Source organism: Micromonospora sp. NPDC005194 (assembly GCF_040608335.1).
In the GTDB taxonomy this organism is placed as follows: domain Bacteria; phylum Actinomycetota; class Actinomycetes; order Mycobacteriales; family Micromonosporaceae; genus Micromonospora.
Window position 1 is genome coordinate 1 of sequence record NZ_JBEXIA010000048.1, and the last position, 16,985, is coordinate 16,985.

The 16,985-nt window shown below is 65.2% G+C and carries 9 protein-coding genes and 1 pseudogene; 8 read left to right on the plus strand and 2 right to left on the minus strand.

Translation table 11 applies throughout. The annotated features are described in order from the left end of the window. Window positions 1-88, minus strand: a pseudogene (locus tag ABZU53_RS28620) (lipoate--protein ligase B); the annotation flags it as partial. A 1,242-nt stretch (window positions 89-1,330) separates the two neighbouring features. On the opposite strand from ABZU53_RS28620, the gene ABZU53_RS28625 reads away from it, so the two are divergent. Together ABZU53_RS28625 and ABZU53_RS28630 are read left to right on the plus strand one after the other, a co-directional pair. Then, window positions 1,331-1,861 carry a very short patch repair endonuclease gene (locus ABZU53_RS28625; protein ID WP_355068616.1) on the plus strand — a complete coding sequence of 177 codons (531 nt, stop codon included), beginning with the start codon at window positions 1,331-1,333 and terminating at the stop codon, window positions 1,859-1,861. 393 nt (window positions 1,862-2,254) lie between these two features. After that, window positions 2,255-3,571: an ATP-binding protein gene (locus ABZU53_RS28630; protein ID WP_355068569.1), complete on the plus strand. Its 1,317-nt coding sequence runs from the start codon at window positions 2,255-2,257 to the stop codon at window positions 3,569-3,571. On the opposite strand, the gene dcm is transcribed toward ABZU53_RS28630, so the two are convergent. Then, complete coding sequence (dcm, locus tag ABZU53_RS28635) at window positions 3,561-5,519, minus strand: DNA (cytosine-5-)-methyltransferase (protein ID WP_355068571.1); 1,959 nt, start codon at window positions 5,517-5,519, stop codon at window positions 3,561-3,563. The genes ABZU53_RS28630 and dcm overlap by 11 nt on opposite strands. Window positions 5,520-5,869: 350 nt before the next feature. Here dcm and ABZU53_RS28640 point away from each other — a divergent pair, with 350 nt between their 5' ends. The 6 genes from ABZU53_RS28640 (at window position 5,870) to ABZU53_RS28665 (ending at window position 16,855) form a co-directional block, all read left to right on the plus strand. Further along, window positions 5,870-7,885 carry an AIPR family protein gene (locus tag ABZU53_RS28640; RefSeq protein WP_355068573.1) on the plus strand — a complete coding sequence of 672 codons (2,016 nt, stop codon included), beginning with the start codon at window positions 5,870-5,872 and terminating at the stop codon, window positions 7,883-7,885. Between the two features lie 42 nt (window positions 7,886-7,927). Then, the gene (locus tag ABZU53_RS28645) at window positions 7,928-9,442 is read left to right on the plus strand and encodes an ATP-binding protein (protein ID WP_355068575.1); all 1,515 of its coding nucleotides are present in this window, start codon (window positions 7,928-7,930) and stop codon (window positions 9,440-9,442) included. Then, window positions 9,439-10,428 carry a PD-(D/E)XK motif protein gene (locus tag ABZU53_RS28650; RefSeq protein ID WP_355068577.1) on the plus strand — a complete coding sequence of 330 codons (990 nt, stop codon included), beginning with the start codon at window positions 9,439-9,441 and terminating at the stop codon, window positions 10,426-10,428. The genes ABZU53_RS28645 and ABZU53_RS28650 overlap by 4 nt, the downstream gene beginning before the upstream one ends. Beyond that, complete coding sequence (locus tag ABZU53_RS28655; RefSeq protein WP_355068579.1) at window positions 10,425-13,328, plus strand: Z1 domain-containing protein; 2,904 nt, start codon at window positions 10,425-10,427, stop codon at window positions 13,326-13,328. Before ABZU53_RS28650 ends, ABZU53_RS28655 begins: the two co-directional genes overlap by 4 nt. Before the next feature lie 148 nt (window positions 13,329-13,476). Then, entirely contained in the window at window positions 13,477-15,720 is a 2,244-nt protein-coding gene (locus ABZU53_RS28660; protein ID WP_355068581.1) for an ATP-binding protein, read from the plus strand. Window positions 15,721-15,739: 19 nt separating this feature from the next. Next, window positions 15,740-16,855, plus strand: coding sequence for a response regulator (locus ABZU53_RS28665; protein WP_355068583.1), 1,116 nt, complete (start codon window positions 15,740-15,742; stop codon window positions 16,853-16,855). Window positions 16,856-16,985 lie beyond the last annotated feature (130 nt).

The following is a 16,985-nucleotide window of genomic DNA, read 5'->3' on the forward strand; positions in this document are numbered from 1 at the left end:
GGTCGGGCAGCCGCAGGATCGGGTAACCGACGAGCTGCCCCGGGCCGTGCCAGGTGATCTTGCCGCCCCGGTCCACGTCGACTGCAGGCCGCCGAACGCCGCCGAACCACCCCCACCCGCCAGCTCGCCGGCCCGGTAACCGTCACCCGCCCGAATGGGCGCGCACCGAGGCGACCGGAAGCGAACTGCGCCTCGATCGGGAACTGTCAGAGTCTGTCAGCCACGCTGTCCGGCGACAGCGCCCGCGCCCGCACTGGCGGCACGCCGCTCTGAGTTGCTGTGAGTGGCGAACGTCTTCACGCGACCGCCGCCGACTCCGGCCGGCAGAACCCGGCGATCAACCTTCAGTGAATTCCTACCCCCGGGCCGGAGCGGCGGATCAGCCGCAGTGACATCCATCGCTGAAAAGTGACAGTTGTAGCTGACGTCACAGCAACCTTCGCGCCGCCAGCCGGAAGGCCGAAGAGGCCGGACGACTTGATCTTTGGGCAAAGGTGAGCGTCGATCGTGTCCACCGTCCGTCCGCTAGTCCGTGCCGGACGACGTGACCGTCGACGAAAGGGACTTCACCATGCCTCGTGAACGCCTCAGCCTGCTCGCCGTGATCCCCGGCGACGTGACCGACCCACTCCTGTGGCGGCTCGCCCTCGACGTCACCGCCGCCCACCAACCCGACAACCACGGCAACTGCCGCAACCTGCAGTGCACCGGCCAGCGCGGCATGTGCGCCGCCGCCCGCACCGCCCGCCGAGCCATGAACCTCGCCCGGCCAGCGCGGTCAGCCGCCACCTCGCCTGCGCCCCAGCGGACGCACGGACGCGCCGCCGTGGCTACAAATGGGCCGGGCGGATTTCGTGGCTGGTTCACCACCTCGCCTGCACAACCAGTGGCGGACAGGCTCCCGCAGGGATCTCCTCGGCCATTCTTTTCGACACCGGCGGCCGCATAGGACGACACCCGACCTGACCGGCAAGATCCGCCAGCGATTGTCCGCATCTAGGACCGGGCCGTGGACCTGGCCTGATCAATCGTCGTCTCCTCAACGTCGGGCCAGCGCCGGACCGCCCGCGCGACGGCGCCGAGAATCACCTGGCCGTCGACCAGCGCCCGCGTCATCGTTGGGATAGGCGGCGAGCCAGGACTCAGGCAGCGTCGTCTCCCCTGCAGTCGAGGGCCTCGACCGCAGGGAATCACCAGGTATGCGTTCGAAGTGAGCTGCATCCGGGCCTTCCGTCGGCGTCGGTCGACGCCAGTGGGTACTGGTAAACAGGGTGAGAGCTGGCTGTGGAGCCGGGTGGCCCTCTACCGAGATACCGATGAGGCGATTGTGATGACGAGTGCCGACGGCGGCGGCTCCCCGCCGTCTCGGGAAGGTTCTCGAGCCTGGGTGGCCACAGCCCAGGGATCTCATTTGCGAGGACGGCGTACACGGGACACCGCACCCGAAATGGCGTTGCGCCGCGCCGTGCACGCCCTGGGTCTCCGATTTCGCCTGGGCCGAACCCTCTTCAACCGTTGCCGGCCGGACCTCGTGTTCCCCGGTCCGCGCGTCGCGGTGTTCGTGAACGGGTGCTTCTGGCACGGATGTCCGCAGCACGGACCCTCCCGATTCCGTGGCCCCAACGCCGAGAGGTGGAGGACGAAGATCGCCACGAACAGGGCCCGTGATGACCGGGTCGACAACGAGTTGATCGAGGCCGGTTGGCGAGTGGTCAGGGTGTGGGAGTGCGAGGTGCGGCGAGGGGTTGAAGAGGCGGCGCGTCGGGTTGTTGTCGAGGTGCGTGGCCCGTCGTGCGCGGACACCACCCCCGTGAGTCCAGCCGCCCGGACGGCCGCCGGTCAGAACCTCGCCTCTGGGTGACTTGGCCGCGTCCTGCGTTCCGGACGCTGCACACCTGTTCCACCTGCGGGTGGCAAGCCGGATGCGGCCCGGTTCGCTGTTCGTCCATCCACCGCGGTCCGTATGACTGGTCCCAGCCGAGCGCTCTGGTCGTACCCCTGTTCTAATCTGGTGCGCGTGTCGAGGGGAGGCGCCCGTCATTCATGCATCTGAAAGCTTCGATGCATTCTGCCGAGGGCAGGCAAAGTTCACCGGAATCTCATCCCAGGTCGCGCGCAGGCGACCGCTCAACCGCCCTGCCTTTCCGCGTCAAAAAGTTGGGCTTAAGGCGCATCGCTGTGCGTCCCGTGAGGTGGGTCGCGCAGGAGTGTGACATCCTGGTCCCCGTCGTCGTTGTCGAACGGAGGAAGCGTCGTGAGCGTGCGAAACCTGTACAGCGTGGCGCCGTCTGCTGCGCGGTTGACCGACTCGCTGCGTGACATCGGTTACGACTTTCCGACTGCTGTGGCTGACGTGGTGGACAACAGCGTTGCTGCGGGCGCGAGTCGGGTCGAGATTGACGTCGTGTTCGATGGTTCCGACTCGTGGGTGATGATCGCCGACGACGGCGAGGGTATGAGTGCCAACGGTCTGTTGGAAGCGATGCGTTACGGCAGCCGACGCGACTACGGTCGCGGTGATCTCGGTCGGTACGGGCTGGGGTTGAAGACTGCCTCTCTGTCGCAGTGCCGGTCCCTGACGGTGGTCAGCCGCAGGAGAGCGGCCACGGCCCGCACTGTCTCGCGAATGATCGATCTTGACCTGATCGCCGAGGTGGACGACTGGGTCATCGCCGAACCGGCAGACGACGATCGGGTCGCCCGAGCCCGCGAGACGGTGGCGGACACGGGAGGGACCGCTGTGCTCTGGCGCGGTCTCGACCGCGTTTTGCCGGAACGTAAGCCTGAGGGCGGCTGGGCGCGTCGCCGACTGGAGGCGCTGGCAGGCAGGACGGCAGACCATTTGGGTACGGTCTTCCACCGTTTCCTCGAGGGTGAGGTTGGCGGTGGTCTCGTAATCACGATCAACGGCGAGAAGGTCCGGCCGTGGAACCCATTTGCTCCAGACGAGCCCGCCCGCGAGGTGCTTCCTCCGCTGCGCTTCGAGGTCACAGTCGGTGAAGCCGCCGGCACGGTGGCACTACAGCGGTACGTCCTGCCGTCTCGCGATCAGTTCACGTCCCAGGCGGAGTTCGAGCGGCTGTCGGGCCCGCTGAACTGGAACCGTCAGCAGGGCCTATACATCTACCGCGCCCAGCGGTTGGTCCAGTGGGGCGGCTGGAACGGGATGCGGGGCATCGACGAGCACACGAAGCTCGCGCGGGTAGCACTGGACTTCGACACGGACCTTGACGTGGTGTTCAACATCAACGTGGCGAAGATCAGGGTGGCGATGCCGCCGCAGCTGCGTCAGCTGATCGAACGTCCCGTTCACGAGCTGTGTATGCGTGCGGACGACGCCTACCGCAAGAACTCGCGCAGTGCCGCCGAGGGCTCGAAGGCAGGCTCCGAGCAATTGGCCGCCTTGTCTCGCGGTGAGGCGTCCGGGGCGGCGCCGCCCATGCCAGTTGTCGGTTTGGCGCTGCGGGCCGCAGCAATGCGTGCCGGCGAGTATGCGGCCCTGCAGCGTATCGGGGCGATGTTGCGGGCTGAGGCACCTGACGTCGCCGCCGCGCTCGGCTTCAGGGACTGATCACCCGCTGCCGCGCGGTCCGACTGCCCCATTTGGCAGCTTCGCTGCACGTCTTGTTCAACGGGCAGCGGGGACAGGCGGGGTCGGCGGGGCGGCATACGGAGGTTGCCAGCTCGATGAGTCCCAGGTGCGCTCGCCGTGCGTTGGTGTCATCGCCGATCATCCGGGCGACTGCCAGACGCCCAGCGGTCATCCTGTGGCTTCGTTCGACGTGCTCGCCGGTGAAGCGGGCGGCGACGCGGTGGGTGCCCTTGGTGATCAGCACAGGCTCCTCCGCGTCGTCCTCGCCGCGGGTCGGGATCGCGAGGACGGCGAGGTCGATTACCGAAGCGTCGACCCCGCGGAGACTCTGAATCTTGTCGTCGTCGAGCGGGTCGGGTAGCGACGTGAGCGTGCGCGCCAGTTCGAGCAGCCGCTCGGCTCGGTGCTCGCGGTTGACCCACCGCCCGATCTCGAGAAGTTCGTCGCCGGCGTCAACGGTGTCCTGCGGCTGCTCCCATCGTTCGAGTAGTGACCAGAGGATTCGGATCTGCTCGGGTGCCGCCCGGTCGAGGAGCATCTCGGCGGAGATGACCTGCCACCGCGTCCGGGCGCGCAGCCACGGAAGGGTCGGCTCGCCTAGGCCGTCGAACCAGGTGGCGAGGGCCTGGGCGATGTCGTGGCTGCGGTAGGGGGCTGGCCTCAGGGCGTCCAGCGCCGTCATGACGGCGCGTCCGAGCTGGGTGCCGAGCGCCGGGGGTACGGCGTTGCCGATCTGGCGGAACGCCGCCGACGGCGGGCCGGCGAAGCGGAACCGGTCGGGGAAGGTCTGCAGCCGCGCGGCCTCACGCACGGTCAGCGTTCGGTCCTGTCGGGGATGGATGTACCAGTAGCCGTCCTTGGCGATGTGCGCGGTGATGGTGCGGGAGTAGGTGTCCTCGCTCAGGCGCTTGTACTTGTCGTCGAAGATGTCGTCGCGGTAGCGCTTGACGTCCTCCGGCAGGTCCGAGTACCTGGTGCCGGCGTCCATCATGTCGAAAGCGCGCAGGTCATCCTCGCGAACGGGTCGGGTGATGTGGTCGAAGACCTTGCCCGCGTCCGACGGTGCGACACCCCTGCGCATGTGCTTCTGAAAGGCAAACTTCGGACCGGCGTAATCCGTCCAGCCGTCCGCCCCACCCTCGGGCCGCCAGCCGCCCTCGACCTCGGGTAGGTCGCTGATCGCGTTCCATACCGATACCCGGTCCGGTACCTCCTCCGGCCAGTCGAAGGCGACCCCGTCTCGCAGTGCGACCAAGATCAGCCGCTGGCGGAACTGCGGCACGCCGTAGCGCAGGGTGTCCACAACTCGTTCCTCGACCGCGTAACCGATGGACTCCAACTCGTGGACCATGGTGCGGAGGATGAACATCTCCCGGTCGAGTGCCATGTCGGGGACGTTCTCCATGATCACGGCGGCCGGTCTGGCCAGCTGGATCACTTCCAGGAACGAACGCCAGAGGTCCCGGCGTTCGTCGTGGGCGGGCCGGAGGCCATGGCGGACTTGGTGACGGATCAGTGAGCGGCCCGCCCGGGAAAAGGGCTGACACGGCGGACCACCGGCAAGCAACTCGATCCCCGCTTCCTTGACCAAGGTGGCGATCCGCCTGACATTGGCGGATTCCCCAAGGTCGCAGTCGAGGGTGAGGCCCGGGTTGTGGTGTCGGTGCGTCTCGACGGACTCGAGGTCGCGGTCGGCCGACAGGACCACACGGAACCCCGCCTCGGTCAGACCCAGGCTCAGGCCACCGGCACCGCAGAACAGGTCCGCGGCCAGCCGCTCGCCGCGATCACGGCACGCCGCCGCGAAGCGGAGGAACTCGTCATCGTCCTTGCACGCCTGAGGGTGTGGTGTCAGGCGCACGAACGGGCCACGTACGAGCTTGACGCCGTAGCCCGCCCGACGTCGTTCGACGGCATCGTCCGTCACCCTAGTCACCTCCTGATCGGCAAGAACGCACTGCGCAGGTTACCTCTGCGGTCCGACGCCACGCGTCCGGCGGCTCCGCGTTATCGCCACGGGCTCGTCGACCCTGACGAGACCACAAGATTCGTCGGCCTCCGATCGCACCCGAGGTGGTTGGTTCGGCTGACCCGGATCAGGACCGATGCGGTGACCATGCCTCGGCCCAGTGGGTCTTGTCGGTCCTGTCCTTATCGTGGAGAGTTGGTGCCATCAGCGACCGAGTCGGCGCGTACTGTCACCGCACGTGCCGAGCGATCCTCCGGAGAACTGCATGCCCCTCACGAATCCGCCCGGGACGTGTGGCCCGCTGCACTGTGCCTGCGTCCTGCGGCACAGGGTGCCGCGTGGCTGAACCGGACGTCGGTGCCTACGCGCACGGCCTGATCGAGGACGTCAGAGCCCAGGCTGAGATCGAGGGTTGCGACCTCCCCGAGGCATTCACCCAACTGATGCTCGACCAGTTGGCCGCCGACGGGCACACCGAGGATGCCGTGGCTGTGCACTTCAAGGACCACGGTGTCGAGGTCAGCGGTTACGGTGCCGCGTCCGACGACCGGTCGCTGGACCTGTTCCTCACCTACTACAGTCCCCGCGCCGACGACGACCACAAGATCGGGCGTGCCGACGTCGAGGCGGCGTTCCGGCGCTTGGAGAACTTCCTGTCTCGCTGCGTGCGAGGCACCATGGCAAGGCGGGACCGGTCCTCCGAGGTGGCCGGAATGTGTGAAGCCGTCGCGGAGAAGTTCGGCAGGGTCGAGTCGGTCCGTCTGGTGCTGGTCACCAACGCACGCTGCGTCGCGCGCGACGGCGTTCCGCCGATGTTGTTCGAGGGGCGGCACGTCACCCGGGAGTTGTGGGACCTGCGCCGGCTGGCGAACTGGTCGGCGTCCGGCAACAAGGCCGAACCGATCGTGGCGGAGTTTCCCGCAGGTCTGCCCTGCCTGGCCACCCCGCGCACGGACGAGGACTACTCGGTCCTCCTCGCCATCGTGCCGGCCCGCGGCCTCGCCGACCTGTACTCGACACACGGTGCCAGGCTCTTGGAGCTGAACGTCCGCTCGTTCCTGCAAGTGCGTGGGGCGGTCAACCGAGGGATCCTCGACACCCTCAGAGGTAACCCAGAGCGGTTTCTTGCCTACAACAACGGCATCGCGGCCACCGCGTCGAGGGTGGACTTCGAGGATGCCCCGTCGGGGCAGCGGGTGATTCGTCGCATCCACAATCTTCAGATCGTCAACGGCGGGCAGACCACCGCAACCATCCACCACGCCCACCGCAACAAGGTGGACGTTGACGCGGCGCACGTGCAGATGAAGCTGACGGTCGTATCGCCGGACCGCCTCGACGACATCGTTCCGCAGATCTCGGCCTACTCGAACACCCAGAATCGCGTCACCGCCTCGGACCTGAAGGCGAACAGCGCGTTCCACGTGGACGTTGAGCGCATCATGCGGACCCTGTGGGCGCCACCCAGCGCCTCACACCCCCACGACACCCACTGGTTCTACGAACGCGCCCGTGGCCAGTACGCCAATGCCCTGACCCGTGAGGGCACGCCTGCCCGGCAGAAGGTGTTCAAGGCAGCCAACCCGCCCGCCCAGAAGTTCACCAAGTCGGACCTCGCCAAGTTCGAACACTCCTGGGCCAAGGAACCACACCTGGTCAGCCTGGGTGCGGAAAAGAACTTCACCCTGTTCTCGCAACGCCTTGAAGAGCAGCCCCCTGCCGTGGACAAGCAGTTCTGCCGGCACCTGGTGGCCAAGGCGATCCTCTTCCGCAAGGTCGACAAGCTCGTCGCCAGGCAGAACTTCGGCGGCTACAAGGCGAACATCGTCACCTACACCGTCGCGAAACTGGTCCAGGGGACGGGGGGAAGAATCGACCTGGACCGCATCTGGCGGACACAGGACCTCACCCCCGCCCTGCAGGACGCCGTCGCCGACCTCTCCCTGCTCGTGCACAAGATCATCACGTCCCCGCCCGAGGGCCGCACCAACGTCGGCGAGTGGACCAAGAGGCCGGAGTGCTGGACCGCCGTACAGGATCTCGACTGGACCACGCCGGCGCCGCTCGCGGCGGAACTCGTCGACATCGACACCTACGGCCCCGACATGGACCTGATCAGGGGCACCACCGCGACCGACTGGGCCGACCTCGCCGCCTGGGGCGCCGAAAGCGGGCACCTCGACGCCGAGCACCGCAGGTCCGCAGCAGAGATCGCCCAAGCCATCGACCAGGGATGGGATCCCGCCGGCAAGCACGTAGGCACCGCTCTGGAGGCCATGCGTCGCGGCCGACGTAACGGGTTTCGTCCAGTCAGCGGATTCTGAAGGTTTCGCCGGCACCGCCGGTCAATGAATCGGGAGCGGTAGATGTCCGTCTGGTTCCAGGAGGTTCCCACCGAGGGATCGGTGGAGCTACCACCCGATCCACGAGCCTTGGACGCCCTCGGTCGTAACCACTCGCTGGAGACCGCCCTGGCCGACCTGGTGGACAACTCCATCGACGCCGGCGCGACCGACATCCTCATCCGGTTCGTCCAACGCAACGCCCGCCTGGTCGGCCTCTACGTCGTCGACAACGGTCGCGGCATCGCACCCGAGAGCATCGACGACGCGATGACGATCGGCGGACAACGCCGCTACACGGGAGAGGATCTCGGCCACTTCGGCCTCGGGTTGAAGGCGGCATCGTTCAGTCAGGCGGCCAGTCTCAGCGTGCTCTCGCGTGCCGCCGGGTCGGAACCGGTCGGACGGCGCTGGCAGCTCGACGCCGGTCGCCAGACCTTCGAATGCGACATTGTTCCGGAGGCGTTCGCCGCCGCCGAAATTGACCGCGACTGGCAGCTCCCGACCGGCCAGTCGGGCACCGTCGTGCGGTGGGACAGCGTCAATGGATTCCCCTCGACAGATGACCCGGAGCAGGTCGACGAGTTCCTGAGTCGCACGATCTCGCATCTGCAGGGGCACCTCGGCCTGACCTTCCATCGCATCCTCGTCGACCGTGGCGTGCGGATCGTCATCGACGTGGAGGACGCCGACCTCGGCGCCGGGGTACGTCACCCGGTCGCGCCGATCGACCCCTTCGCCTACGCCGAGACCCTGCCCGGCTGGCCGAAACAGCTCAAGGCGCCGATCGAGGGGGCGAAGATTGTCCTTGACTGTCACATCTGGTCGCGCCGCTCCAACACGCCCGAGTACCGACTCCCCGGCGGGGCGGAGACGCGGCAGGGCCTCTACTTCTACCGCCGGGGTCGGCTCCTGCACGCCGGAGGGTGGGAGGGCATTCACGCGCCTGACGCTCGGCTCCAGCTCGCTCGCGTTCGCATCGATATCGATGGTGACACAGCGGGAATGTTCGTGATGAACCCCGAGAAGTCGCGGGTGTCCGCCGGCCCCCGCTTCGCCCCCGCTGTTGCCACTGCCCAGGCCGACGACGGAACCACAATCACCGACTACCTCCAGGTGGCCGAGGCGGCGTGGGCAACCGCCAATCGCCGCAGGACCGCACGACGCAGTGCCGCGATACCACCCGGCAAGGGTTTCCATCCGAAGGTCACCCGCGAGATCCGCGACGAGTTACCCCTGCTGCACGAGGACCCCGTAAACATCCAGTGGAAGCGGTTCACCACGGACGCGTTCCTTGAGTTTGACCGCGACACCAGGACTCTGTGGCTAAACCGGACATACCGGCAGGCTCTACTCGGTGGACGTCGCGGCGGAAGCAACGATTTACCGGTGCTGAAGGCCGCGCTGTTCCTTCTCGCCGGCAACGTCTTCGAGGGTTCACACTTCGGTGCGCGCGACAAGGACAACATCGAGCTCTGGCAGGAGATCCTGACCGCGGCGGCCAAGGCAGAGAAGTCGACCTTCGAGGCCCGCCAGTGACCACAGCAGCAGACCGTCACCTCAGCACCGACAGCTTCAACGCCTACCTGCGCACCCGGGCCCCGATCGACCATCCCATCCCGGGATCGCCGCGGCTCGTGCTCTTCGTCGACCCTCACGCCTCCCGCATCGGGCTACGCGGGCCTGCCACGCCCCACGAGGTTCCACCAGCCGGCCTCGAACACCTCACCGCGCACACCGTCCACCACGACGGACAACGCATGATCGAGATCGCCGTCACCGATCCGCGCCTTTTCGTTGACGCCTACCCGCTGCTGTGCGCTGTAGCCGATCGAGTCCAGCTAGATCAGCAGACATTGACTGCCGCGCTCGCCGAGACCCTGCGTCGCTTGGGCCACCTCCTGCAGACGGAGGATGTCCTGTCGCAGGAAAGGGAAACCGGGCTTGTCGGAGAACTGCTGTTCCTCGCAGGCCTCGTGCACGTCGTCGGGCCGGACGCCGCACTGACGGCATGGCGCGGCGGGCAGGCCGAGGAACACGATTTCGGGCTGGACGAGCACGACGTCGAGGTCAAGACCACGACGTCGGAGCGGCGCGCGCACTGGATCTCCTCGCTGACCCAGATGGTCGCGACCGGCGACCGGCCGCTCTGGCTGGTGTCCCTGCAGATCACCGCGGCGGGTAGCGGCGGTTGTTCCCTCCCGGAACTTATCAACAGAGCCCGTGCCCTTCTGCCCACCACGACCCGGCACACCGAATTCGACGGTCTGTTGCAAGCCTCGGGCTGGCGTGACCGGTACACGGCCACCTGCCAGCGTCGCTGGCGACTACGAACCCGTCCTCAGGCATTTGCGGTCACCGAAGCGTTTCCCCGCCTAACACCGCAGCTGCTTGCTCAGGCCGGCGTCGACGGCACCCGCGTGACCGACATCCGCTACCGGCTGGACGTGACCGGGCTCAGCGGCGATGAGACGCCGCAAATCCTGACCGACGTACTCGCGAGGGGACAACGGGAACTGCCATGAGCGACATCGTCACCACCGCATACAGCGCGGCGCTAGCCGCCATGCAGCGCACAGGCCCCAAGCGTCTGCACGCCTTGGCCGCCATGCTGGGCGCTGACGCCCCCGACATTGCCAACGGCTCCGCGCTTCTGACCCACCTGCGCGACGCCGGACCTGAAGATGCCCTACGCCAGCAGATCGCACACACGCTGGCCGGGTGGGACCATGAGCAGAGCAGCGCCCCTTGGACCGATGGCACCAGCCACAACACCGCCGAACGGCGCGCGGCGGTGATGGCCGCGCTCGCCGTCGACGACCCGACGGCGGACCTGATCGCCGACCTGTTCCCCTACGCCGTCGCAGACGGGGTCATCGTCATCGCCGACGACTGGGAGGAGTGGCGCACCCCGCAACGCCGCACCGAGCGCACCTTCTATTGGGCGCACTATCACCGTTACCTGCTCGACAAGTGGCGCAACCCCGACGCTGTCGCTGACCTCGACAGGGCCACCGAGGAGGTCGTCCGGCGTCTGTCCGACCCGACTCGACCCGTTGCGTACCAGGCCAAGGGCCTCGTCGTTGGATACGTCCAGAGCGGCAAGACAGCCAATTTCACCGGCGTCGTGGCCAAGGCCGTTGACGCCGGGTACCGACTCGTCATCGTCCTCACCGGCACCACGAACATGCTGCGCGCACAGACCCAGCGGCGTCTCGACATCGAACTGTGCGGTCGGGAGAACATCGAACGGGAGATCTCCCCCCACGACCAGAAGGTCCACGAGTACCAGAACGACCCCGACTGGAAGGGCGACCGCTTCGTCCGACACGGGGGGCGACCCTCCGACGCCGGATACCCCGACATCCACCGCCTGAGCAACCACGCTGGCGACTACAAGCGGCTCAAGATGGGTTTCTCCGCCCTCGAGTTCAGGGGACGCGAGCGTAACCGGAAGTTTTTTGACCCAGCGAATCTTCACACCAGCGACGCCCGTCTCGTTGTCGCCAAGAAGAACGCCTCCGTCCTCGAAGCACTGGTGGCGGACCTGGGTCGCATCAGTGAGCGTCTCGGCGAGGTGCCCGTCCTCATCATCGACGATGAGTCTGACCAGGCGTCGGTCAACACCGTCAGCCCGAAGAAGTGGAAGGAGGACAGCAAAAAACGCACCGCGATCAACCGGCTCATCGGGCAACTGCTGCGAATGATGCCCCGCGCCCAGTACGTCGGCTACACCGCCACCCCGTACGCCAACGTGTTCATCGACCCCTCCGACGTCGAGGACATCTTCCCCCGCGACTTCCTCATCTCCCTGCCGCGTCCCGCCGGCTACATGGGCGCAGAGGACTTCCACGACTTCGACGCCGAACTACCCCTGGAACAGCGTCCCCTCGACACCTCGAAGGAACGGGCCCACATCCGGTACCTCGCCGATGAACCCGACGACGGCGAACTGCGCCGCGCCGTGGACATGTTCGTCCTCACCGGTGCCCTCAAGTTGTACCGACAACGGCACGGAATGTCCTACCGGCACCACACCATGCTCGTTCACGAGGCAATGGGCAAAGACTCCCACCGGCAAACAGCCGAGTTGATCGGCCACCTGTGGAACACCGCCGGTTACTACCGGCCTACCGGATTGGCGCGGCTACGCGACCTGTACATCACCGACGTCCTGCCCGTATCTCGCGCGCAGGCACCCACACTGCTTACACCGGCCGACTTCGACGACCTGCGCGACGACATCGGCGAGGCGCTAAGACTCATTAGCCCCGCCGACCGTAACGGCAGCCCGGTCATCGTCGTCAACAGCGACACCGACCTTGAGAGGCAGCAGGAGAGCCTCGACTTCGACCAGCGGGAGATCTGGCGCATCCTCGTCGGCGGCAACAAGCTTGCTCGTGGTTTTACCGTCGAAGGGCTCACCGTCACCTACTACCGGCGCGCCACGGCTCAGGTCGACACCCTCATGCAGATGGGCCGCTGGTTTGGCTTCCGACCCGGCTACCGAGACCTGGTCCGCCTCTACACCACCCCAGACCTGCACGACATGTTCGAGGCCGCCTGCCGCGACGAGGACTTCCTCCGTCGCGAACTGCGCCAGTACGCGGACCCGGCCGACGGGACGAAGCAGCTCACCCCGCGGCAGATCCCACCCCTCATCGCCCAGCACCGACCGGACCTGCGCCCGACCGGCCGCAACAAGATGTGGAACGCCAAGCTCGTCCTGAAGAGCTCACCCGGCCAGCCCATGGAACCCGTGGCCTTCCCCTCTGTCGCAAGCAAGATGAAGCACAACCTCGATCAGTGGAAACCCCTGCTCGCTGCCGCAGCCCAACGATCCGTCGAATTCGCGGTGCCGCGCGCCAAAACCACCTACGAGGCGGGGGTGGCAGTCGTCAGTCACACAGCACTTCTAGACGTGCTCGGCAACCTCAAGTGGCTGGCCGACGACACCTTCCAACCCGAACTCGCCTGGCTACGTCGCCTGAGCGACGACCAACTCGCACGGTGGGTCGTGCTCCTGCCCCAGCAGACGAGGTCCACCACACGACGCCTCGTCGCCGGACACGGGCCCTTCAGCATCTTCGAACGCCAACGCACCTCTTCCAGCGCCTCGTTCCGAGTGTTCAGCGAGGAACGACACCGGAACGCAGCGATAAGGATTGCCGGTTTAGACACACCAACCCCTGATGCCGAAGCCGACGCGCTCAGGGGCCCCTCCACGGGAGCAATCATCCTCTACCCGACCGTCGAAAAGGGCGGCCTCTCCGGGAGTGAGGGCCAAGCCATCGAAGGCGAGAAAATCACGATCGGGTTCCACCTGGTCACCCCAACTACCACCGTGCCGGCCGGTGGCAAGTTGATGCACTGGGTGACGGTGGACAAGACCAATCCGTACGCGCTGGTCGTCGATGCCAGGTGATCCTTCCTACACCTCGTCGCGGGGCGACTTCAAGCAGTGAGCCACGCCATTGCGTCATCAGGCAGCGGTTAAGATCGTCCGGGGGGACCTGTGATCTCAGGTATGTCAGGCCGACTAGCCCTATAGCGGCACCACGTGAGGAGATTTCGTGGCTATCAACGGCTTCTTAAGACCCCGAGCCCGTCTCATGCAGCACCTCGGTGAAGATTTGATTCCCAGCGACCGGGTCGCGTTGACCGAGCTGGTAAAGAACGCCTACGATGCCGACGCCTCCATTGTCGTAATCCGGTTCGTGGGCCCATTGTCACAGGGCCTAGGTTCCGTCGACGTCTGGGATGACGGACACGGCATGTCCGAGGCCACCGTCAGCGGGTCTTGGCTTGAGATCGCAACCGCACATCGGCTAAAAAACACATTAAGCGAGAGCGGCAATCGCCGCGTACTAGGCGCTAAGGGCCTAGGTAGATTCGCCGCTGCAAGGATCGCGAACATCACAACATTGGTGACCCGCCGCGCAGAGGATAACGAGATACGCGTAATAGTCGACTGGGGTCGATTTACTGAGAATGATGCGTACCTTGACCAAGTTCCTCTTACATGGGAAGTAGGTCCGCCCAGCTGCTTTGGGCCGAACGGCGAGGCAGAGCAGATTTTCAGCCGTGTCGAGGCGGACGCAGGCCAATTAGAGAAATCGCTCAGCACTGAGCATGCCGTACCATCCAGCATTGTTTCGACCCTTGGCCACGCTCAAAGGCACCATGGCACCCTACTCCGACTACAGCAGCTCCGGCATGACTGGACCGATGAAGAACTAGACGGTTTACGAGCCGCCCTGAGCCGGCTCCTCCCGCCACCGCTACCCTCAGACCTCGAAGTACCCGCCGTTCCCGAATTCTCCATCTACCTTGATATCCACGGACAGCCCGACAAGTCAGGCTTCGTCGGAGCCGCTCCTGTCCTGTCGACACCAACTTATCGGCTCTTCGGGGTCGTGGAGGAAGATGGCGCGGCTCACTTAAGTTTCGAGACGACTCTCCGCGACGGCCATCCAGAGCAAATCGAGACGGTGGTACGGCCAGCCGAAACCGTAGCCAATTCGTGCGGTCTGCTCCAGATCGACATTCGAGCATGGGACCTCGAAGCTAGTTCGCTGCGCGAGCTGATCAACCTTCAGGTCGGCACAGGCAACGTCAGCCAGGTGCGACAAGTAATCCGCAGTAACTCGGGCATCGCCCTCTACCGGGACGGCTTTCGTGTGCAGCCCTACGGTGATCAGGGGGCAGACTGGCTTAACCTTGACCTGCGTCGCGTCAACAACCCCACACTGCGTCTATCACAGAACCAGGTTTCAGGCTTCGTATTCACTACCGCAGAGCAAAATCCCGAACTACGGGACCAGGCTAACCGGGTCGGCCTGATAGAGAACCCGCAGTACGAGGATCTACGGCAGGTCCTCCTCGCACTGATCGCGCTCATCGAGCAGCGGCGATACAGCTTGCGTAGGACCGGCGAGACCGAGGAAGACGAGCGAAGGCGATCGCGAGGCATCTTCGACGCTTTTAGCCTCGACGGCGTTCGTCAAGCAGTATCACGCAGCCCCTTGGCGAATGATCCGGATGTCAACTTGGCGCTCGACGAAGCGGAGCAAGAGCTCGGAGCAGGCGTCCGCCGGGTGCAGGAGGTCCTGTCCCGGTTTTCTAGGCTCGCAAGCCTTGGCGCTCTCGTCGACGTGATTCTGCACGAGGGCAACACCGCTCTCGCTCGAATTTCCTACCTCCTTCGGCGCCTTGATCGATTGTCAAAGGCTAGTGACGACGACCTGCAGAAGGCGCTGGAGCCCGTCACATCCGGCCTGCAGACACAGCGAGAGGCACTGTCGCGTCTGTTCCGAAGCATTGAACCGCTCAGCGGCCGCAAACGCGGACGACCCAGGAAAATGCAGATTCAGTCCGTAATACGCAAGGCTCTTGAACTCATCGAAGGAGAGCTCGACCAGCAGGGAGTGACTGCAACCATCGACGGGACGGACCAAGCGGTTACCGTTGATGAGGCCGACATCATCCAGGTTGTTGTCAACCTGGTGCGAAACGCCGCCTACTGGTCCTCGACCATTCGGGATCCCGGCGAACGAATAATCCAGATCAGCACTGACCGGCAAGACGACGGCTCGCTGACCATTGTAGTCGCCGACAACGGGCCCGGCGTCGACCCTGCCAACCGCGACATAGTCTTCGACCCCTACTTCACGACAAGGCCGGAGGGCATGGGACTCGGCTTGAGCATTGCTGGATCAATCACGCAAGATTTTTATGGTGGCGAGTTGGAGCTTTTGTCGGAACGGCCTTTGGGCGGCGCCACCTTCCGTGCCACACTTCGGCGGAGGGTTGGCTGACATGCCAAGGGAACGCATATTGATCGTCGATGACGAGAAGGACCTCGCCGAGGAGTTCGCCTTGATCCTCGTGGAGGACCTCGACGATACTCTGCAAATCGAGGTTTTGGATAGCTTCGACGAAGCTGAACAACGCCTCGAAACAGAATCCTACGACTTGGTCGTTCTGGACGTACGACTGAAAAATCTGCACGGGCAAGACGACGAGGAGCGAGGGAGGCGCTTGTACGAGCGTGTGGCGCGCGTTCGCTGGGTGCCCGTTGTGTTTCGTACCGCTGTGCCAGCAATTGTCAGCGACCTTGGGCAGCCTCCCGCTATCAGTGTGGTGCTCAAGGGAGAGACTGAAGAGGAGATACGCGTAGTACGCGAGGCCCTCGCATCCGCGATCCCCACCGTGACGCGGCTTCTAGGCCAGATAGTGGACCGAGAAGTCCGAAGCTTTCTGCGGGACGTTGTCGCGCAGCACTGGAACGAGATGGGGGTACGCGACCACGAGGAGCTTGTCTTGGTGCTCGTTAACCGGCTGGCCGCCTGGATGAAGGAGCACGCAGTCGCTGAGCTTTCCACCAAGTTGCAGGGGAAGCTCGGTACGAGCGTCGGCCAAGCCTCGGCCGCGCACGTCTATTTGTATCCGCCGGTGGTCGACCATTTGACCTGCTGCGACCTTCTGCTCGAGAACGAGGAAGCGTATTGGCTCGTCCTGACGCCGACGTGCGATCTGATCCCAGTGGAAGGCGGCGGAGGTCGCTTGCGATCCGACCTGTCTACTGTTCGCCTCGCCAGAGCACACACTGTTGCAGATTCACCTGTCGTTGCCGACTTTCGAATCGGCAAGATAAGAAAGGAAAAGCTGGCTGGCGCACTGAGGGGCACAAGGCGCTACAGGTTTCTACCACGCTACCTCGACATTCCTGATCTCCTGGTTGATTTTGAGCAGGTTCATTCGCTTCCGATTGACGCAGTACAAGAGTGGAGGCGTATCGCGACGCTAGACAGCCCATTTGCCGAAGCAATGCTAACGGCCTTTAGCCATTCCGTCGGCCGCGTCGGCACTCCCGACCTGGAAACAGCAGCTGTATTCCAAGCGCTTACCGCGGACCCCGCAGTTATTCCTGCTCAGCCCAACCCGAGCTGAATCGGGTCCGTGCTGCTCGTCGTGCCGGTCGACAAAGCCGCATGGGCGGCAGCGAGACGCGCTTACGCATGAGCGGATCATCCGAGTGGCCAAGAACATCCCAGGGTTACAACGGGTAAGGCTGCCGGGT

Bases quoted from the DNA above. Each gene is read 5' to 3' on its own strand.
- ABZU53_RS28625 (WP_355068616.1), top strand. From the start codon at position 1,331: ATGACGAGTGCCGACGGCGGCGGCTCCCCGCCGTCTCGGGAAGGTTCT.
- ABZU53_RS28645 (WP_355068575.1), top strand. From the start codon at position 7,928: ATGTCCGTCTGGTTCCAGGAGGTTCCCACCGAGGGATCGGTGGAGCTA.
- ABZU53_RS28655 (WP_355068579.1), top strand. From the start codon at position 10,425: ATGAGCGACATCGTCACCACCGCATACAGCGCGGCGCTAGCCGCCATG.